General features: G+C 42.2%; 18 protein-coding genes. All 18 read left to right on the top strand.

Annotation, left to right across the window (positions count from 1 at the left end):
- The 18 genes from J2S05_RS06060 (at window position 1) to pyrE (ending at window position 19,642) form a co-directional block, all read left to right on the top strand.
- Window positions 1-480, top strand: coding sequence for a cell division protein SepF (locus tag J2S05_RS06060; RefSeq protein WP_306980838.1), 480 nt, complete (start codon window positions 1-3; stop codon window positions 478-480).
- 21 nt (window positions 481-501) lie between these two features.
- Window positions 502-768: a YggT family protein gene (locus tag J2S05_RS06055; RefSeq protein ID WP_306980836.1), complete on the top strand. Its 267-nt coding sequence runs from the start codon at window positions 502-504 to the stop codon at window positions 766-768.
- Complete coding sequence (locus J2S05_RS06050) at window positions 765-1,538, top strand: YlmH family RNA-binding protein (RefSeq protein ID WP_306980834.1); 774 nt, start codon at window positions 765-767, stop codon at window positions 1,536-1,538. Before J2S05_RS06055 ends, J2S05_RS06050 begins: the two co-directional genes overlap by 4 nt.
- Window positions 1,539-1,653: 115 nt before the next feature.
- A complete protein-coding gene (locus tag J2S05_RS06045) occupies window positions 1,654-2,154 on the top strand; it encodes a DivIVA domain-containing protein (protein WP_306980832.1) in 501 nt (166 codons plus the stop codon).
- A 343-nt stretch (window positions 2,155-2,497) separates the two neighbouring features.
- The gene (ileS, locus tag J2S05_RS06040) at window positions 2,498-5,263 is read left to right on the top strand and encodes an isoleucine--tRNA ligase (RefSeq protein WP_306980830.1); all 2,766 of its coding nucleotides are present in this window, start codon (window positions 2,498-2,500) and stop codon (window positions 5,261-5,263) included.
- Between the two features lie 315 nt (window positions 5,264-5,578).
- Window positions 5,579-6,244 carry a TraR/DksA C4-type zinc finger protein gene (locus J2S05_RS06035; protein WP_306980828.1) on the top strand — a complete coding sequence of 222 codons (666 nt, stop codon included), beginning with the start codon at window positions 5,579-5,581 and terminating at the stop codon, window positions 6,242-6,244.
- A gap of 93 nt (window positions 6,245-6,337) precedes the next feature.
- Window positions 6,338-6,805 (top strand): signal peptidase II, encoded by a 468-nt coding sequence (gene lspA / locus J2S05_RS06030; RefSeq protein ID WP_306980826.1) that lies wholly within the window; start codon window positions 6,338-6,340, stop codon window positions 6,803-6,805.
- Window positions 6,802-7,716, top strand: coding sequence for an RluA family pseudouridine synthase (locus J2S05_RS06025; protein WP_306980824.1), 915 nt, complete (start codon window positions 6,802-6,804; stop codon window positions 7,714-7,716). The genes lspA and J2S05_RS06025 overlap by 4 nt, the downstream gene beginning before the upstream one ends.
- A gap of 188 nt (window positions 7,717-7,904) precedes the next feature.
- Window positions 7,905-8,459 (top strand): bifunctional pyr operon transcriptional regulator/uracil phosphoribosyltransferase PyrR, encoded by a 555-nt coding sequence (pyrR, locus tag J2S05_RS06020; RefSeq protein ID WP_306980823.1) that lies wholly within the window; start codon window positions 7,905-7,907, stop codon window positions 8,457-8,459.
- A 145-nt stretch (window positions 8,460-8,604) separates the two neighbouring features.
- Complete coding sequence (locus J2S05_RS06015; RefSeq protein ID WP_306980821.1) at window positions 8,605-9,924, top strand: solute carrier family 23 protein; 1,320 nt, start codon at window positions 8,605-8,607, stop codon at window positions 9,922-9,924.
- Window positions 9,925-10,080: 156 nt separating this feature from the next.
- Window positions 10,081-10,992, top strand: coding sequence for an aspartate carbamoyltransferase catalytic subunit (locus J2S05_RS06010; protein WP_306980819.1), 912 nt, complete (start codon window positions 10,081-10,083; stop codon window positions 10,990-10,992).
- A 12-nt stretch (window positions 10,993-11,004) separates the two neighbouring features.
- Complete coding sequence (locus tag J2S05_RS06005; RefSeq protein ID WP_306980817.1) at window positions 11,005-12,285, top strand: dihydroorotase; 1,281 nt, start codon at window positions 11,005-11,007, stop codon at window positions 12,283-12,285.
- Window positions 12,282-13,370 carry a carbamoyl phosphate synthase small subunit gene (locus J2S05_RS06000; RefSeq protein WP_306980816.1) on the top strand — a complete coding sequence of 363 codons (1,089 nt, stop codon included), beginning with the start codon at window positions 12,282-12,284 and terminating at the stop codon, window positions 13,368-13,370. Before J2S05_RS06005 ends, J2S05_RS06000 begins: the two co-directional genes overlap by 4 nt.
- Before the next feature lie 21 nt (window positions 13,371-13,391).
- A complete protein-coding gene (gene carB / locus J2S05_RS05995; protein WP_306980814.1) occupies window positions 13,392-16,589 on the top strand; it encodes a carbamoyl-phosphate synthase large subunit in 3,198 nt (1,065 codons plus the stop codon).
- Window positions 16,590-16,603: 14 nt separating this feature from the next.
- Entirely contained in the window at window positions 16,604-17,383 is a 780-nt protein-coding gene (locus J2S05_RS05990; RefSeq protein WP_306980813.1) for a dihydroorotate dehydrogenase electron transfer subunit, read from the top strand.
- The gene (locus tag J2S05_RS05985) at window positions 17,380-18,309 is read left to right on the top strand and encodes a dihydroorotate dehydrogenase (protein ID WP_306980812.1); all 930 of its coding nucleotides are present in this window, start codon (window positions 17,380-17,382) and stop codon (window positions 18,307-18,309) included. Before J2S05_RS05990 ends, J2S05_RS05985 begins: the two co-directional genes overlap by 4 nt.
- Window positions 18,294-19,007 carry an orotidine-5'-phosphate decarboxylase gene (gene pyrF, locus J2S05_RS05980; protein WP_306980810.1) on the top strand — a complete coding sequence of 238 codons (714 nt, stop codon included), beginning with the start codon at window positions 18,294-18,296 and terminating at the stop codon, window positions 19,005-19,007. Before J2S05_RS05985 ends, pyrF begins: the two co-directional genes overlap by 16 nt.
- Complete coding sequence (gene pyrE / locus J2S05_RS05975) at window positions 19,004-19,642, top strand: orotate phosphoribosyltransferase (protein WP_306980808.1); 639 nt, start codon at window positions 19,004-19,006, stop codon at window positions 19,640-19,642. Before pyrF ends, pyrE begins: the two co-directional genes overlap by 4 nt.
- The last annotated feature ends 293 nt before the right edge of the window (window positions 19,643-19,935 follow it).

Below are 19,935 nucleotides of genomic sequence, written 5' to 3'. Positions count from 1 at the left end.
ATGAGCTTTAAATCTAAATTTAGAGACTATTTTGCGATGGACGAGCATGTAGAAGAGTATGAAAGAGTTGTAGATGACAATACTGAGGGTGAAAAGCCAACTCGCAAAGCGCGTAATCAGTCGCATGTTCAACATACACAACCTAAAGATACACAGCAGTCCGTTTCATCACAAGCTAATGTTGTCAGCTTACAAAGTGCACAAAAATCATCTAAGATGGTCTTAATGGAGCCCAGATCAGATGACGAAGCTCAGCAAATAGCTGATCACTTAAAAAATCGTAAAGCCGTGATTATTAACATGCAGCGTCTACCTGATGAACAGGCAAGGCATATGGTGCACTTCTTAAGTGGTACGGTTTATGCTATTAGTGGGGATATTCACAAGCTAGGGACAAACATCTTTTTGTGTACACCGGATAATGTAGAAATCTCTGGTAATATCACAGAGATGATCTCTAATGAATTTGATAGGTATTAGAAACGGGGGAAGTAGAAGGGTATGGAAGTTTTATTATATTTGATTCTTCAAGCGGCAAGGTTATATTCTTTTCTTATATTAGCATGGGTTTTAATGTCTTGGTTTCCGAATGCTAGGGAATCATCTATTGGGCAAATGATTGGCAGACTGGTAGAGCCATACATTGACATGTTCCGTCAATTTGTACCGAGACTTGGTATGATTGACTTGTCACCTATCGTTTCTCTTTTAGTATTGAACATGGCAACGAATGGGTTAAGGTTTCTATTCGTTACTTATCTACTATGACCTTATACGATCATTTTCGACCAGAGGAACGACCATTTATTGATCAGGTATTAACCTGGAAGGAGAATGCGGAGCTCAGGCATCAGGATAAGATGACTGACTTCCTTGATCCTCGTCAGCAAGACATTGTTCAATCGTTAATCGGACAACAGGATGATGTACTGGTCAAGATGTGGGGTGGTGCTACTGGTACAGAGCGCTCAAGAGCCTATATTCATCCTTCCTATTTGGTATTAGATCCGGACGAATGGCCTTTGACGTTGCTTGAGGCATCATACCCTGTAAAGTTTATTCAACTCTCTCATCGTGATGTATTAGGAGCTCTGATGGGTTCAGGATTACGCCGTGAAAAGTTTGGGGATATGACGGTTGACGATGGTCGAATTCAGCTAATAGTTGCTTCAGAGTCCGCTGACTACGTTCGGATGAATGTCTTATCAGCTGGCCGCGCAACGATTGATTTTCAGGAACGTTCGTTAGATCATTTTCATTTACCAGAAGAAAAATGGATAGAAGCAGCTGGTACCATTAGTTCACTTCGACTTGACACTGTGTTAGCACAAATATATCGCGTGTCACGTTCAAAAGCAGCGGATGCTGTCGAACGAGGATTGGTCAAAGTGAATTGGCGTCAAACGGAGCAATCAGCCTTTGTAGTGCGAGAAGGCGACCATCTTTCGGTTCGGGGATGGGGACGCAGTAGACTGCTTATGATCGAAGGAACGACAAAAAAAGAAAAAATTCGTGCTCGTTGGGCGAAAAAAGGCTGACAGGCTTGCATTACATAAGGTAGAATGTAAGAGGTATATCTATAAAGTTCATAACATTCTTAACAGGTAGGCATGATCTGCCAAAACAAAACGCAAATTGACGGAGGTGGCATTAATGCCTTTAACCCCATTAGACATCCATAACAAAGAATTTACTCGTGCCTTTCGCGGCTACGATGAGGATGAAGTAAACGAATTTCTTGACCAGGTAATTAAGGATTATGAGTCCGTGCTAAGAGAAAAGAAAGACCTCTTTGAGCAGGTTACCAAATTGGAAGAGAAGTTAGATCATTTTAACAACATCGAGGAAACGCTAAACAAGTCTATTCTTGTTGCACAAGAAGCTGCAGAGGAACTTCGCCGTAATGCACAGAAGGAATCGCAATTAATTGTGAAAGAAGCAGAAAAGAATGCGAACCGTATTGTGAATGATGCTTTAACTAAGTCTCGTAAGGTTATGATGGAGATGGAAGAGCTTAAGAAACAGGCCTCTGTCTATAAGATGCGCTTTAAGATGTTAATTGAAGCTCAGCTTGAAATGCTTCAAACAGATGATTGGGATACTTTTGACGAGGAACAAGCTGAAGATCAGTCGGTTTTTGAAGAAAAAGCCTAATTATAAGCGTGCACTTGCGTTTACAAAAAGCTTCGCATATACTATTCATACTAAAACTATATGATGCTAAGACTAGGAATAGGACCGATACATAATCAAGCTCATCTTAAGCGAATCGGGGATGGTGAGAGCCCGATATGACGTTTATGTATGAATCACCTATTTGTTTTGTACTGAACCCGAATGATCGGCAGTAGGCTACAACGAGTCATTCACGTTACGAATGCTAAAGTAAAGACGATACAAGTCTTTAAATTAGGGTGGTACCACGGGAGAACCTCTCGTCCCTTTCTGGGATGAGAGGTTTTTTCTGTTTTTTTGAGAAGAACAAGGAGGAATAATGATGGATTACAAAGATACTTTACTTATGCCTAAAACAGAATTTCCAATGCGTGGAGGTCTGCCGAATAGGGAGCCGAAACAACAACAAATTTGGGATGACATGAACATTTATGAAAAGGTACAAAAACGTGGAGAAGGCAAACCACTTTTTGTTTTACATGATGGACCTCCATATGCCAATGGTGACATTCACATCGGACACGCGTTGAATAAAATTATTAAAGATTTTATTGTCCGCTACAAATCAATGAATGGTTTCCAAGCCCCTTACGTACCAGGTTGGGATACGCATGGTCTTCCAATTGAGACGGCGTTAACTAAAAACAAGAAGATTAAACGCAAAGAAATGACTACGGCTGAATTCCGTGCGCTTTGTGAGAAATATGCTAGAGAACAAGTGGCTAACCAGAGAGAGCAATTTATGAGACTAGGTGTGCGTGGTGATTGGTGGAATCCATACATTACGTTAGATAAAGAGTACGAAGCAGAACAGATTAAAGTGTTTGGGGATATGGCCAAAAAAGGCTTGATCTATAAAGGCAAAAAACCAGTATACTGGTCGCCGACATCAGAATCTGCACTTGCTGAAGCGGAGATTGAGTATCACGATAAGCGCTCTGCGTCAGTGTATGTAGCGTTTGCTGTCAAGGATGGTAAAGAAGTATTACATGGTGATGAGAAATTTGTTATTTGGACAACAACACCTTGGACTCTTCCTGCCAACCTAGGTATTAGTGTTCATCCTGACCTAGAATATAGTGTTGTGGAAGTCGGTTCAGATCGTTACATTGTAGCGAGTGGATTATTAGATAGCCTTGTCGAAGAGTTAGGGTGGGACGCACATTCTGTTGTGAAAACACTGAAGGGCTCAGAGCTTGAATATGTAACAGCACAGCACCCATTTTATGATCGTGAATCCCTAGTCATGTGTGGAGATCATGTAACTGTTGATGCTGGAACGGGCTGTGTTCATACGGCACCAGGTCACGGGGAAGATGACTTTATTGTTTCTAGAAAATATGGTCTAGATGTGTTGTGCCCTGTAGATGATAAAGGGGTCATGACAGATGAAGCACCTGGATTCGAAGGGATTTTCTATGATTCAGCAAATAAACCAATTACGGAAAAGCTAGAAAGTGTGGGAGCTCTTCTTAAGTTAAGTTTCTTTACCCACTCGTATCCGCACGATTGGAGAACAAAAAAACCTGTAATTTTCCGTGCTACTGCGCAATGGTTCGCTTCTATTGACCGCATTCGTGAAGACTTACTACAAGCGATTAAAGAGACAACGTGGACTCCGGCATGGGGAGAGAATCGTTTGCACAATATGGTCCGTGATCGTGGAGATTGGTGTATCTCTAGACAACGTGTATGGGGCGTGCCAATTCCTGTTCTTTATGGGGAAAACGGAGAAGTGATTTTAACGGATGAAACGATTGCACACATCTCTAGTCTATTTGCTGAACATGGATCAAACATCTGGTTTGAGTGGGACGCAAAAGATCTTCTTCCAGAAGGTTTTACGTCTGAACACAGTCCTAATGGTACATTTACAAAAGAAACAGACATCATGGATGTGTGGTTCGACTCAGGATCATCTCATCAGGCTGTTCTTCATGCTAGAGATGACCTACAGCGTCCAGCAGACTTGTATATGGAAGGCTCTGATCAATACAGAGGCTGGTTTAATTCATCTCTTTCAACCTCCGTTGCTGTTACTGGAAAAGCACCATACAAAGGTGTGTTAAGCCACGGTTTCACAATGGATGGAGATGGCCGTAAAATGAGTAAGTCGGTTGGAAATGTCATCGCACCAATTAAAGTGATGCAGCAACTTGGTGCCGATATCCTCCGTTTATGGGTATCTTCCGTAGATTATCAAGCCGATCATCGCGTGTCAGATAAAATCTTGAAACAAGTGTCAGAAGTATACCGTAAAATCCGTAACACGTTCCGTTTCTTGTTAGGGAATTTGCATGACTTTGATCCATCAACAAATCGTGTAGCTTATGAAGAGATGGGCGAGGTTCACCGTTTTATGGTGGTTAAGTTGAATACGTTAATTGAAGATGTGAAAAAAGCTTATGACCAGTACCAATTTTCAACGGTCTACAATTTGATTCACAATTTCTGTACGGTTGAACTTAGCTCGTTCTATATGGATATCTCTAAAGACACATTGTATATCGAACATGCGGATCATCCTGAGAGACGTGCTTTCCAAACTGTGATGTATGACGTACTTGTTTCTCTTGTGAAGCTATCTGCACCAATCTTAGCTCATACAGCAGATGAAGTATGGGAGCACATCCCAGGTGTTACTGAGGAGAGTGTCCAGTTAACAGATATGCCGGATGCTCAAACCTTTGAGCAGAGCGAGGCTCTTGTTCAGAAGTGGACGACATTCATGTCCTTGCGCGATGATGTTCTAAAAGCATTAGAAGAAGCGCGTAATGCCAAGGTGATTGGTAAATCTTTAACATCGGCCCTAACTCTTTATGCGAGTGGAGAAACACGCGAGCTCCTTGAATCAGCAGGTCAATTGGAAAAATTATTTATTGTTTCAAAAGTGACCATCGCTGGCGGACGTGACGAAGCTCCAGCTGAAGCAACTGGCTTTGAAAATCTAGCTGTACTTGTTGAAAAAGCAGAAGGTGAAATTTGTGCCCGCTCATGGGTTGTTTCTCCTGATGTAGGGAAAGACCCTGAATACCCGGATCTTACTCCGCACAATGCAGAGATTATTCGCAAGTACTACGCAAAATAAGTGTCTAAACTAATTAAAAACGGTCCTCGAAGTCATTTGGCTTGAGGACCGTTTTTTGTTATGGGGAGAATGGGGAAAGTAGGGGAGGATGATACAGAGGAGTAGGGAATTGGTAAAGAAGTGTAGATATCAGTATAGAGGCGCAGAAATCAGTAAAGAGAGCATGAAATCAGTAAAGAGTTACAGATATCAGCGAAGAGCTACGCATATCCGCAAAGCCAATAAAAAACAATCTTTTCTTTCCCTCACTTATTCATGAATTGGGCTCGTTCGGGTCATTCTAAGAGGAATCCATATTAATAAAGGAGTCCTACAATGAATGATTACGCAAAATTAAAAGCTCAGCTTGTGAATCAAGAGCAGGCGCTAAAAAAACGATTAGATGAGCATCTTGAATCTGAAAAAATGGGATCACTCTCAGCTTCAACGGGTGAACTGTCTCAATATGATAATCATCCTGCAGATTCAGCGACTGATCTATATGAACGGGAAAAAGATATGGCTCTTCATGCGCAGCTAAGGCATGAATATGATGAGGTTCAGCATGCTCTCCAAAAAATAAATGATGGAACGTATGGAAGATGTGAAGAGACAGGGCAAGCGATTCCGCAAGAGCGCCTTGAAGCAAATCCTTTGGCGAGAACAGCCAGTACAAATAAGAGTGAGAAGATGCCTGAATATCGACCGGTTGAAGAAGAGGTATTAGGTGGTTTTGGCGCTCACAACTATGATCGTGATGACCGAGAAACGGAGTTTGATGGTGAGGACGCGTATCAATCTGTGGCTCGTTTTAATGAACAGGAGCTGACGTATGAGGATAATGTCTCAGAAGAAAGTGAAAATGTAGGAGCCGTCGAACCGTATGAAAATTTTCTGAGTACGGATATGAATGGCTATCAAGGGCAAGAGAGTATAACGATTCAACCGAATCATACGTATGATCATTTTACGGATGAGTGGGATGAGAACGAGAATGAATAAGGATTATGGCGATGGAGTGAGGACATCGCCTTTTTTTTATGCTACAATGCTAACGTAGCACGTCACGTGATTGGAATGAGTGGAGGAACACAATTGCCTTATATAATTGCATTATTTATGATTGCTGTAGATCAGCTAACGAAATGGCTGGTTGTTGTAAACATGGAACGTGGAGAAAGTATTGAGTTAATTCCTGATGTTGCGTATATAACGTCACATCGGAATGCGGGAGCTGCTTTTGGTATTTTGCAAGGGCAGATGTGGTTTTTCTACATTATAACTGTGGTTGTTGTGGCAGGGCTGATTTATTATATTCAAAAAGAAGCAAAAGGACAACTTTCTTTAGGCATTCCGCTTGGTTTGATTTTAGGTGGAGCCATCGGTAACTTTATTGACCGAGTGTTTAGAGGTGAAGTGGTGGACTTTGCGGATACCTATATTTTTGGATATGATTTTGCTATTTTTAATGTAGCTGATTCAGCATTATGTGTAGGGGTAGGTCTTCTTTTGCTGAAGTTTATCCGTGATGAAATGAAAGCAAAGAAGGAGCGCTCAGCATGAGTACGTATGAATTTGTAGTAGACGAACAGCAAGTAAAGACACGTATTGATAAGTTATTGACTGATTTGATGGAGGATATCTCAAGAAGTCAAATCCAATTGTGGATTAAGGATGGACATGTTCAATTAAATAATGAACCAGTACGAAGTAATTATAAAGTAGAAGAAGCAGATCACATTATATTAACGATACCTGAAGCGGTTGAACTAGAAGCTGTAGCAGAGGATATTCCTTTAGATGTTGTCTATGAAGATGATGATGTGATTGTCATTAATAAAGTCCGTGGCATGGTGGTTCATCCTGCGCCAGGACACCCAAATGGAACGCTTGTTAATGCTTTGCTTCATCACTGTCCAAACCTGCCGGGCATTAATGGTGTCATTCGCCCAGGTATAGTGCATCGTATTGATAAAGATACGTCAGGCCTTATCATGGTCGCAAAAACAGACCTGGCACATGAATCACTTGTCAGTCAATTAAAAGCGAAAACAACTAAACGTTTGTATCAGACGATTGTTCATGGGGTCATCCCACATGAGCATGGCACAGTTGAGGCACCAATTGGTCGCGACAAGCGAGACCGTCAAAGTATGGCTGTGACCGATCAGAATGGACGTGACGCGGTGACTCACTTTACGGTCATCGAAACATTCGCTAATTATTCCTATATTAACTGCCAGTTAGAAACGGGTAGAACGCATCAAATTCGTGTTCATATGAAATATATTGGGCATCCGGTTGCCGGAGATCCTAAATACGGACCGAAGAAAACATTAGATATAAAAGGACAGGCATTACATGCGTCTATGCTTGGCTTTACCCATCCTCGTTCAGGTGAGGAGCTTTTATTTGAAGCGCCAATGCCTGAGGATATGAGCATCCTGTTGAAAAAGCTTCAAGATAGTCGTTGACAATAGTCGACAACTTTGCGATACTATTAATAATCAAATGATCCTTTAAGATCAGTCCTGTGAGGCTGGGAAGGAAACGGCAAGTATAGATATTCGTCCATCTGCGGGTGAACTGTATCTGTGCGATTTAGACCTCTTCCCAGTGTCGGGAAGAGGTCTTTTTTAATCGAAAAAAAGGAGATGAATCTATGTCACGAGTTATCCTTGATGAGGCAGCAATTGGTCGTGCGATTACACGTATTGCCCATGAAATCATTGAACGAAATAAAGGCGTCGAGCATTGTGTGCTAGTTGGGATTAAAACACGCGGCATTCATCTAGCTACCCGCCTTGCTGAAAGGATTGAACAGATTGAAGGGGAGGACATCCCTGTTGGAGAAGTGGATATCACATTGTATCGTGATGACTTAAGTCCACAAAATCAAGAGGATGAGCCGGTGCTTCAAGGCACGGACATTCCAGTAGATATTTCTGGTCTAAAAGTTATCTTAGTCGATGATGTGTTGTTCACGGGACGTACGGTTCGTGCTGCACTGGATGCTTTAATTGACTTAGGGCGCCCTGAACAGATCCAACTCGCCGTGTTAGTGGATCGCGGACATCGCGAGCTTCCGATACGACCTGATTTTGTAGGCAAAAATGTTCCAACCTCAAAAACTGAACTCATCGCGGCTAGATTAGATGAATCAGATGGCGCAGATGAAGTTATTATTGAACAGCGTTCAGAAACAAGTATACATTAACACCTCTTTAAAAACAGTCCAGAGAGGCTGGCAAGAGGGTGATAGAGAAGACGAAGCATGGTTTAGTGTGCACACGTCTGTTTCTTAAACCCCAGTGCCTCGCAATGGGGTTTTTAGTTAGGAATTAGGAGTAGGAGAGATTACTTTGGAACATGGAAAAGAAGTAGGCATTCAGGAAATACCAAGAGCAGATAAATGGCTGCTATTCAGTCTTCAGCACTTATTCGCAATGTTTGGGGCAACAGTTTTAGTCCCATTCTTAGTGGATTTAAGCCCAGCAACAGCGCTCTTAACAAGTGGACTTGGCACATTAGCGTATCTACTAGTGACAAAAGGACAGATTCCCGCTTATCTAGGTTCGTCCTTTGCCTTCATTATTCCGATTCAGTCAGCACAACTGATTGATGGAATGGAAGGGGCCATGGTTGGAGCATTTCTCGCCGGTTTAGTATACGGGGTTGTTGCGTTAATCATTAGAGCGGTCGGAGTGGGCTGGTTGATGAAAATTCTACCGCCAATTGTAGTTGGACCCGTCATTATGGTTATCGGGTTGAGCTTAGCTGGAAGTGCAGTTGACCAAGCTATGTATACAGCTACTTCTGAGTACAGTGTGTCTTATCTTATGACAGCATTAGTCACATTAGGCATTACGATTGTTGCCACAATGTTTTTCAAAGGATTCTTCGGTCTTGTGCCAATTCTCTTTGGCTTAATTGTTGGATATACATTTGCTTACTTTCAAGGCTTAGTTGATACATCAGGTATTGCCTCGGCCGCATGGTTTTCGGTTCCAGAATTAATGGTTCCATTTGTCACGTATTCACCTAGTTTCTCTTGGAGTATTGCTTTCATCATGGTGCCAGTTGCGGTTGTAACATTATCTGAGCATATTGGACAGCAAATGGTCATTAGTAAGGTAGCTGGACGTAATTTCATTAAAAAGCCAGGCTTACACCGTTCGATTATGGGAGACGGGGTAGCAACAGTGATTGCAGCAGCTCTTGGTGGACCACCAAACACCACTTATGGTGAGAATATTGGGGTTATGACAATTACACGAGTGTTTAGTGTGTTTGTTATCGGGGGTGCAGCAGTTCTTGCGATCACATTCTCGTTTGTAGGAAAAATATCTGCACTCATCTCATCTATTCCATCTCCTGTGATGGGTGGAGTATCCATTCTCTTGTTTGGAATTATCGCTTCATCAGGACTACGTATGCTGATTGACAACGGTATTAATATCGGAGAAAAACGTAACCTAATCATATCATCCGTTATTCTAGTCTTAGGAATTGGTGGAGCATTCATCCAAGTGAATGAATCAGTCCAAATTCCAGGAATGGCTGTAGCGGCCATTGCAGGTATTTTCCTTCATCTTGTTCTTCCTAACAAAGAGCAAAGTTATGGTCAATCCGATATGTTCTCAGAGATGACCACAGATCTATCAGCTGAGAATAGTAAATAATCTATAGAAGAACCTATCTTTAAGAAAAGTACAGAGAGACTTTTAAGGTATGGATAATCAAAAACAGGCACCACCTGTCTGTTTTTATCTGCCTGGAAAGTGTCACTTTCCAGGCATTTTTTTATAAAATCGGGATGCATTAAAGGAGGAGTTCAGATGTTAATGAATATTGATATCAAACGAAATAAAGGATTGCAGGCTATGTCAGATTTAACAACCGCAGAGGTTCAAGAATTGTTAAATGAGGCGCAGGCCTTTGCAGATGGGAAAACATGGTCCCCTGATAAACCAATGTTTGCAGCAAACCTTTTTTTTGAACCGAGCACTCGAACTCGTTTTAGTTTTGAAGTAGCTGAAAAGAAATTAGGTTTGGAACTGCTCCAATTCGATGGCGAAACCTCAAGTGTGAAAAAAGGAGAGTCGCTCTATGACACCATAAAAACGCTTGAATCAATAGGCGCAGATGTAGCTGTTATCCGACATCCTGAGGATCAGTATTATGTCGATCTACTTCCGAAAATTAATATCCCGATTATCAACGCAGGTGACGGATGTGGGCAGCATCCGACTCAATCACTCCTTGATTTACTTACCATTCAACAGGAGTTTGGTGACTTCGAACAATTACAGGTTGTCATTTGTGGCGACCTACGACATAGCCGTGTGGCAAGGTCGAACGCTGAGATCCTTACAAAGTTAGGCGCTCATGTCTCAATTAGCGGACCACGCTCATGGATGAACGGGTTTGATCATGAATACACGTATGTAACGATGGATGAAGCAGTGAAAAAAGCAGATGTAATGATGCTGTTAAGAATTCAACACGAACGTCACGATGGCGAGGCAACATTCTCTAAAGAGGATTATCATGAACAGTTTGGTTTAACGATAAATAGAGAACAAAGAATGAGAAAACATAGCATTATTCTTCACCCGGCTCCGGTGAACCGAGGAGTCGAAATTGCCGATGAGCTGGTTGAATGTGAACGATCAAGAATTTTTAAACAGATGAAAAATGGTGTGTTTATTAGAATGGCTGTATTAAAAAGAGCACTTGCACATATCTAAGGGGGAATTAGCATGGGAACGAAGTTAATAAACGGACAGGTACTAACAAGTGATGGGAACCAAGTACAACAGGATCTTTTCATAATAAATGGTGAGATTCAATATGAAGCAGGCTCACATGAAATGACAGAAACGGTTGATCTAGAAGGAAAACTTATTCTTCCTGGACTTGTGGACGCTCATGTTCATTTAAGAGAGCCAGGTGGTGAACAGAAGGAAACCATTGAAACGGGTACAAAAGCAGCAGCTAAGGGTGGATTTACAACCATTGCAGCGATGCCTAATACACGACCTGTGCCAGACACTCCTGAACAAATGAGTTGGCTTGTGCAACGAGCAAAAGAGACTGGTTCGGTTCATGTGTTGCCCTACGCAGCGATCACAACAAGGCAGCTTGGACAAGAGTTAACTGATTTTCAAGGGTTAAAGGATGCTGGTGCCTTTGCTTTTACAGATGATGGTGTAGGAGTGCAATCAGCGGGCGTGATGCTTGAAGCGATGAAACGTGCTGCAGCAGTAGACATGGCTATTGTGGCACACTGTGAAGAAAACACATTGATCCAAGGTGGAGCCGTTCATGAAGGCAACTTCTCAAAGGAACAAGGAATCAACGGTATCCCGGCTGTGTGTGAATCGGTACATATCGCACGTGACGTGTTACTAGCGGAAGCCGCAGGAGCTCATTATCATGTGTGCCATATTAGCACAAAAGAGTCTGTACGTGTTGTAAGAGATGCTAAAAGGGCGGGTATTCGAGTAACTGCAGAAGTTACTCCACATCACTTATTATTGAGTGAGGATGATATTCCAGGTTTAGACACAAATTATAAAATGAACCCTCCTTTAAGAGGAAAAGATGATCAACAAGCACTTATTGAAGGACTGCTCGATGGGACCATTGATTTTATTGCAACAGACCATGCACCTCATACTGAAGAGGAAAAGAATGCACCAATGGAGCGTGCGCCGTTTGGTATTGTTGGATTAGAAACAGCTTTTCCACTGCTTTATACTGAGCTCGTTAAAAAAGAGATTATTACGTTAAAACAACTTGTTGATTGGTTAACTCACATACCAGCTCAAACATTTGGTATCCAAGCTGGCACGCTTGAAGCAGGAATGAAAGCAGATATTACGGTGGTCGATCTTCATCAAACAGAGCCAATCCAAAAGCATACATTTGCTTCAAAAGGAATCAATACGCCGTTTGATGGGTGGGAATGTGCAGGATGGCCAGTACGTACGTATGTAGATGGACAACTAGTATGGAAAAAGGAGACCGGCTCACTATGAAAAAACAGCTTGTTTTAGAAAATGGAGAAGTATTTGTAGGAGAAGGTTTTGGTGCGGATCAGGAAATGAGTGGTGAAGTTGTTTTTAATACAGGGATGACGGGTTATCAGGAAATCCTTTCTGATCCTTCTTATTGTGCACAAATTGTTACGCTAACGTATCCGTTAATCGGAAATTATGGGATTAATCGAGACGACTTCGAATCCATTAGTCCTGCTATTCACGGACTTATTGTTCGCGAAGTAGAACTAGAACCAAGTCATTGGCGCAACGAGGAATCACTTGACACCCTTTTAAAAGCAAAAGGAATTCCAGGATTATCTGGTATTGATACACGAAAATTGACTCGCATGATTCGTGAAATCGGTACGTTAAAAGGGCGTATCTGTTCCATGAATGTTGATGTTGAGCAGGTAGCAAAAGAACTTCGAGAAAGTGCAGCGATCAAGGATCAAGTGGCTCAAGTGTCGACAAAAGATCCTTACCATGTACCGGGAAAAGGAAAAAGAGTCGTATTAATTGATTGTGGCATGAAACACGGAATTTTGTTGGAACTAATTGAGCGGAACTGTGACGTAGTTGTTGTTCCTTATCATACATCAGCAGATGAAATTATTCGTCTAGGTGCTGACGGTGTTCTAGTCAGCAACGGACCAGGAAACCCAGAGGATGTGCCAGAAACCATTCAAACTGTCAAAGAGTTGGTAGGTGAAGTACCGTTATTCGGAATCTGCCTTGGTCACCAACTTCTTGCATTAGCCTCAGGAGCCACAACAAGTAAATTACGATTTGGTCATCGTGGGTCCAATCACCCAATTAGAGAGCTTTCTACTGGAGCGATTGATATTACAGCTCAGAACCACGGCTACACAGTGGACGCAGACTCTCTTGATGATACCAATCTTAAAGTGACACATATTGCTGTAAATGATGAAACCGTTGAAGGGTTAGCACATAAGGAGTATCCAGCATTTAGCGTTCAATACCATCCAGAAGCATCACCAGGGCCGCAGGATGCCAATCATTTGTTTGACCAATTTATGGAGTTAATGAACACAAAACAGACAACGAAGGTACTAGCCTAGTCAAAAAAGGGGATGATCAGCGTGGGGAAACGAACAGATATAAATAAAATTTTGGTGATTGGGTCAGGTCCGATTATTATTGGTCAAGCAGCAGAGTTTGATTATGCAGGTACGCAAGCTTGTCAGGCCTTAAAAGAAGAAGGCTATGAAGTCATCTTAATTAATTCAAATCCGGCAACCATTATGACTGATACAACGATGGCCGATCGTGTATATATTGAACCGATCACACTTGAGTTTGTTAGTCGAATCATTCGTCAAGAGCAGCCGGACGGTATTTTAGCCACACTGGGTGGACAAACAGGATTAAATATGGCGATGGAGCTTGAGCAGTCAGGCATTCTGGAGACTTATCAGATTGAACTGCTTGGTACAAAGCTTGATGCCATTCAACAGGCAGAGGATCGTGAGCAATTCCGTTCTTTAATGTACGAATTAAATGAGCCTGTACCTGAGAGTGAGATCGTTCATACGTTAGAAGAAGCGCTTCAGTTTGTACAAGTCATTGGATACCCTGTTATCGTTCGCCCGGCTTATACTTTGGGTGGAACAGGTGGAGGAATTGTTCATTCAGAAGAAGAGCTTATTGAGATTGTAACCAGTGGGTTAAAATACAGTCCTGTGACACAATGTTTGGTGGAAAAAAGCATTGCTGGCTTTAAAGAAGTTGAGTATGAAGTCATGCGAGATGGCAAAAACCAAGCGATTGTTGTATGTAATATGGAAAACTTTGACCCAGTTGGCGTGCACACGGGTGACTCGATTGTGGCAGCCCCAAGCCAAACATTAACCGATCGCGACTACCAAATGTTGCGTAATTCATCCCTTTCTATTATTCGAGCTTTAGGGATTGAAGGCGGATGTAATGTTCAATTCGCACTCGATGCGGACAGCAATGACTATTATATTATTGAAGTAAACCCACGTGTCAGTAGATCTTCAGCACTGGCTTCAAAAGCAACAGGATATCCAATCGCAAAGATGGCAGCAAAAATTGCCGTCGGATATAGCTTAGATGAATTGAAAAATCCGATTACTGGAACAACGTATGCAAGCTTTGAACCAGCGCTTGACTATGTGGTAACCAAAATTCCTCGTTGGCCTTTTGATAAATTTGAAGCAGCTAATCGTCGCCTTGGAACACAAATGAAAGCAACTGGTGAAGTCATGGCGATAGGTCGTTCGTTTGAAGAGTCCATTCTGAAGGCAGTTCGTTCCCTTGAAGCTGGATATGATCACTTGATTGATCCAGATATGCCAGCACTTTCAACCGAGGATTTAATAAAGAAAATCTCGCGTCCAGATGACCAACGGATGTTTGCATTAGCTGAGTTGCTGCGTCGTGGAATTGAATTGGAGCAACTACATGATGCAACAAAAATAGATTACTTCTTCTTGCAGAAATTGCAAAGAATTGTACAACTAGAGAATGAGTTGCTCGAAAATCGAAATGATGATGAGCTTCTGTACAAAGCCAAACGCATGGGCTTTGCTGATTCGTACCTTGCGCGCATTTGGGGTATGGAGGAATCCGAGCTATACCAAACACGCAAAGAAAAGGGCATTGTACCTGTTTATAAAATGGTTGATACATGCGCAGCAGAATTTGAATCAAATACTCCTTATTTTTACGGAACATATGAGGAAGAAAATGAATCAAAGCGCTCCGATCAAAAAAGCATTCTAGTATTAGGATCTGGACCAATCCGTATTGGACAGGGAATCGAATTTGATTATGCAACGGTTCATTCAGTTTGGGCGATTCGTGAAGCAGGATACGAATCCATTATCATGAATAATAACCCGGAGACGGTTTCTACCGATTTTAGTACATCCGATAAATTATACTTTGAACCATTAACGGTTGAAGATGTAATGCATGTCATTGATCTAGAGCAACCAGAAGGTGTCATCGTACAATTTGGTGGACAAACAGCCATTAACCTTGCGGACGAGCTAGAAGCGCGTGGTGTACGTATTATAGGAACATCTTTAGAAAATATGGATCGTGCCGAGAATCGCGATAAGTTTGAGCAAGCGTTACTTAAGCTTGAGATTCCTCAACCACTAGGTCGCACGGCAACAAGTGTAGAAGAAGCAGTAGTGATTGCTACAGACATTGGTTATCCGGTCCTAGTCCGCCCGTCTTATGTACTAGGTGGAAGAGCGATGGAGATTGTCTACAAAGAAGCAGAGTTGCTGAACTATATGGCGAATGCTGTCAAAGTAAATCCAAAACATCCAGTCTTAATTGACCGCTACTTAACAGGTAAAGAGCTTGAAGTAGATGCGATTTCAGATGGAGAAAATGTCTTTATCCCAGGAATTATGGAACATATTGAACGAGCTGGTGTGCATTCAGGGGATTCCATTGCTGTATATCCAACTCAATCTGTTCCAGAGGAACTTAAGCAACGTTTGATTGATCGTACGATTGCTATTGCAAGAGGATTAAAGATTGTCGGCCTACTAAATATTCAATTTGTATGGCATAAGGATGACGTCTACGTACTAGAAGTAAATCCGCGATCTAGTCGTACCGTACCATTCTTGAGTAAAATTACCGGTGTATCGATGGCGAACTTAGCAACAAAGGTTATGCTTGGAAAGTCATTACCAGAGTTAGGGTATCAAACGGGTTATCAGCCAGAGCCTAAAGAAGTCTCTGTGAAAGTACCCGTCTTCTCCTTTGCTAAGCTACGCCGTGTGGATATTACGTTAGGGCCAGAGATGAAATCAACGGGTGAAGTGATGGGCCGAGATACAACGCTTGAGAAAGCACTGTATAAAGGATTAATTGCTTCTGGAATGAAGATTCCGACCCATGGTTCTGTTTTGTTTACCATTGCTGATAAAGACAAAGAAGAAGCTATGAGCTTGGTTCATCGCTTCCACAGAATTGGGTATAGCTTACAGGCAACTTCAGGTACAGCTAAACTGATTCAAGAAGCGGGGATTCCGGTGCAGGTTGTTAACAAGATTGGTGAAGAAAAACCGCATCTTCTGGATACAATTCGTCAAGGACAAGCACAGTTTGTTATTAATACACTCACTCGTGGCAAACAAATCGCTAGAGATGGGTTCCGTATTCGTCGAGAATCAGTTGAAAATGGCATTGTTTGTTTAACATCGATTGATACAGCAGATGCATTATTGCGAGTGCTTGAATCCATCACATTTTCATCAGAGAGCATGCCAGCCATGCAGACAAAAGGGTAAGGGAGGTCGTTGGTATGAAAAAAAGAGGAACGCTCGACATTATTCAACAGCGTCCGATCGCCCGTAATATTTTCGAGATTACATGTTCTGGTGATTTGGTTCAAGAAATGCAGGAGCCTGGTCAATTTTTACATGTAAAGATCGATCAATATGATGACTTGCTGCTTAGACGACCTATAAGTATATGCGATGTGAACTTAGATAAAAACGAGATGAAAATGATTTACCGTGCGGAAGGCGAGGGAACCACTCGCCTCTCTGGCAAAAAGCCAGAAGCCACGTTGGATATCCTTGGTCCACTCGGCCATGGTTTTCCGGTTGAAGAAGCAAAGCCGGGAGAGTCCGTCTTGCTTGTAGGTGGAGGAATTGGTGTTCCACCTCTCTACTACCTTGGAAAAGAACTTCTTAAAAAAGATGTACATGTGACAACCATCCTTGGTTTTCAATCGAAACAGGATGTCTTCTATGAAGAGGAGTTTGCTGAGCTTGGCCCTGTGTATGTTGCGACTGTTGATGGGTCATATGGAACCAAAGGTTTTGTGACAGATGCAATAGATGAAAAACATGCCTCCTTCGATGTTTTATACTCTTGTGGCCCAACACCAATGCTTGCTTCACTTACTGAGCGTTACCGTGAGAAACGAGTGTTTCTATCTCTCGAGGAGCGAATGGGATGTGGCATCGGAGCATGTTTTGCCTGTGTCTGTCATGTCGAGTCAGATCCTGAGGGCACAGTGTATCGTAAAGTGTGCACAGATGGACCGGTCTTTCCGGTAGGGGAGGTTGTGTTATGAGTCGATTACAAGTGAAGATCCCAGGGCTTACAATGAAAAATCCAATCATGCCTGCTTCAGGCTGCTTTGGATTTGGAAAAGAGTACGCTGAGTTTTATGATTTAAGTGAACTTGGTGCGATTGCGATTAAAGCAACAACAGCTGAACCGCGCTTCGGCAATGCGACACCTCGAGTAGCAGAAACAAAATCAGGTATGCTGAACGCCATCGGCTTACAAAATCCTGGCTTACAAGCGGTTATTCAAAATGAGCTACCACGTTTAGCAAACTATGATGTACCGATTCTGGCAAATGTAGCAGGCTCTGAGATGGAAGATTATATTGAAGTAGCTGAAGCCATTTCTAAAGTCGAAAATGTTCATGCGCTTGAATTAAATATCTCCTGTCCAAACGTCAAAAAAGGTGGAATTGCATTTGGTACGATTCCAGAAGTGGCGGCTGAGTTAACACGTGAAGTAAAACGTGTTTCATCCGTTCCTGTTTATGTAAAGCTTTCTCCAAATATTGCAGATATCGTTACTATGGCCAAAGCGGTCGAAGCAGCAGGCGCTGATGGTCTATCTATGATTAATACATTACTAGGGTCCCGTATTGATATTCGCACAAGGAAACCAATCTTAGCCAATCAATACGGAGGGTTATCAGGTCCTGCTATTAAACCAGTAGCAATCCGAATGATTCACCAAGTGAGTCAAGCAGTCGAAATTCCGATTATTGGTATGGGTGGTGTTCAAACCATCGAGGACGTTATTGAATTTATGCTTGCTGGTGCGAGTGCAGTAGCTGTAGGTACAGCAAACTTTGTTGATCCAACCATCTGTCCGACGTTAATTCAAAAGCTTCCAGCTATGCTTGATGAATTAGGTGTTGATTCAGTAGAAGAACTTATCGGAGGGAGTTGGAGAGAAACATGCAGCATCCGCTAATTATTGCACTTGATTTTGATAGCCGTGTGAAACGCCAACATTTCCTTGAAGGTTTTGGTGAAGAACCACTGGATTTGAAAATAGGGATGGAAGGTTTCTACCGTGAAGGTGCGACAGTGATTGAAGAATTAAAGCAAAAAGGTCATAGGATTTTTCTGGATCTTAAGCTACATGACATTCCAAACACGGTACATCAAGCGATGAAGGCCTTAGCTAATCTTGAAATTGATCTTGTGAATGTCCATGCAGCTGGTGGGCAAAAAATGATGTCTGCTGCTAGGGAAGGTCTTGAAGCTGGAACAAAAAGTGGACAAAATCGTCCGAAGCTTATTGGTGTGACACAGCTGACAAGCACAGATGATCAGATGCTCTCAAATGAGCTTTTAATTCAACAGCCTATGGATGAGGTAGTGGCTCACTATGCACAAATGACAGCACAATCAGGCTTAGATGGCATTGTCTGTTCGGCTCTTGAAGTGCAAAAGGTTCATGAAGTGTGTGGGACTGACTTTTTAACCGTCACTCCAGGCATACGTATGCCAGAAGACGACAAAGGTGACCAACATCGAATCGTCACACCAGCACAAGCTAGACAAAATGGGAGCTGGGGCATTGTAGTAGGGCGTAGTATTACTCAAGCAAATGACCCGCTAACAGCCTATCAAAAGATGAAACAAGAATGGGAGAGATATGCATGACAACAAAAACAACGGTTGCTGAGAAATTACTATCTATTGGAGCGGTTAGTTTAAAACCAAGCGAGCCGTTTACATGGAGCTCCGGTATGAAATCTCCTATTTATTGTGATAACCGCCTTACGTTATCGTTTCCAGCTGTGCGCCAAGAGATTGCAAAGGGACTTGCGGACTTAATTAAGACTCATTACCCAGATGTGGATGTGATTGCAGGGACGGCTACAGCTGGTATTCCTCACGCAGCATGGGTTAGTGATCTTCTTGATCTGCCTATGATTTATGTTCGCGGAAGCGCCAAAGGCCATGGTAAGCAAAAACGAATTGAAGGTAAATTAGAAGCAGGACAAAAAGTAGTAGTCATTGAAGACCTGATTTCAACAGGAGGTAGCTCGTTATCTGCAGTAGACGCGATTCGAGAGGATGATGGAGTGGTTCTTGGTGTAGCAGCTATTTTTACATATGAACTACAAAAAGCTCTAGACAATTTGAACGAATATAACATAGAAGCACAAGTGTTAACCGACTACACAACGCTTATCCAAGTAGCAAAGGATACAGAACTAATAAGCGAACGAGAGCAAACGATGTTATCACAATGGAGAAAAAACCCTCAATCTGAAGAGTGGATGACTGAGTAAACAGATTTAATGGCGAAATAGTCATATATGTTAGACATAGAACAAATAACGATGCTGGAAAAGATTTCTTTTAATCGCAAAAAGAGGCGAACAATGACACATCATTGTTCGCCTCTTTTATATAGGATTCAGAAGTTAACCATATAAGGTTCTTCGCTATCGCTCACGAAAATGGGGCACGCATCCGCGGGAAGACATTGAATTCCAGTAAAGACCGTTCATTTCAATATGCTTTTTTATCGAGGCAACTGAAAAGGAATCAATATTTAGTGAGGAGTTCTCTTATAAATATA

Origin of the sequence: Alkalicoccobacillus murimartini (genome assembly GCF_030813245.1) — a bacterium.
Lineage (GTDB): Bacteria > Bacillota > Bacilli > Bacillales > Bacillaceae_D > Alkalicoccobacillus > Alkalicoccobacillus murimartini.
The sequence above is the reverse complement of the archived record's forward strand: the minus strand, read 5'-3'. Positions and strand labels throughout refer to the sequence as shown.

What these genes read in the sequence shown, in the direction of transcription:
- J2S05_RS06060 (WP_306980838.1), top strand. Translation starts at nt 1, where the DNA reads ATGAGCTTTAAATCTAAATTTAGAGACTATTTTGCGATGGACGAGCAT.
- J2S05_RS06055 (WP_306980836.1), top strand. Translation starts at nt 502, where the DNA reads ATGGAAGTTTTATTATATTTGATTCTTCAAGCGGCAAGGTTATATTCT.
- J2S05_RS06050 (WP_306980834.1), top strand. Translation starts at nt 765, where the DNA reads ATGACCTTATACGATCATTTTCGACCAGAGGAACGACCATTTATTGAT.
- J2S05_RS06045 (WP_306980832.1), top strand. Translation starts at nt 1,654, where the DNA reads ATGCCTTTAACCCCATTAGACATCCATAACAAAGAATTTACTCGTGCC.
- ileS (WP_306980830.1), top strand. Translation starts at nt 2,498, where the DNA reads ATGGATTACAAAGATACTTTACTTATGCCTAAAACAGAATTTCCAATG.
- J2S05_RS06035 (WP_306980828.1), top strand. Translation starts at nt 5,579, where the DNA reads ATGAATGATTACGCAAAATTAAAAGCTCAGCTTGTGAATCAAGAGCAG.
- J2S05_RS06025 (WP_306980824.1), top strand. Translation starts at nt 6,802, where the DNA reads ATGAGTACGTATGAATTTGTAGTAGACGAACAGCAAGTAAAGACACGT.
- pyrR (WP_306980823.1), top strand. Translation starts at nt 7,905, where the DNA reads ATGTCACGAGTTATCCTTGATGAGGCAGCAATTGGTCGTGCGATTACA.
- J2S05_RS06010 (WP_306980819.1), top strand. Translation starts at nt 10,081, where the DNA reads ATGTTAATGAATATTGATATCAAACGAAATAAAGGATTGCAGGCTATG.
- J2S05_RS06005 (WP_306980817.1), top strand. Translation starts at nt 11,005, where the DNA reads ATGGGAACGAAGTTAATAAACGGACAGGTACTAACAAGTGATGGGAAC.
- J2S05_RS06000 (WP_306980816.1), top strand. Translation starts at nt 12,282, where the DNA reads ATGAAAAAACAGCTTGTTTTAGAAAATGGAGAAGTATTTGTAGGAGAA.
- J2S05_RS05990 (WP_306980813.1), top strand. Translation starts at nt 16,604, where the DNA reads ATGAAAAAAAGAGGAACGCTCGACATTATTCAACAGCGTCCGATCGCC.
- J2S05_RS05985 (WP_306980812.1), top strand. Translation starts at nt 17,380, where the DNA reads ATGAGTCGATTACAAGTGAAGATCCCAGGGCTTACAATGAAAAATCCA.
- pyrF (WP_306980810.1), top strand. Translation starts at nt 18,294, where the DNA reads ATGCAGCATCCGCTAATTATTGCACTTGATTTTGATAGCCGTGTGAAA.
- pyrE (WP_306980808.1), top strand. Translation starts at nt 19,004, where the DNA reads ATGACAACAAAAACAACGGTTGCTGAGAAATTACTATCTATTGGAGCG.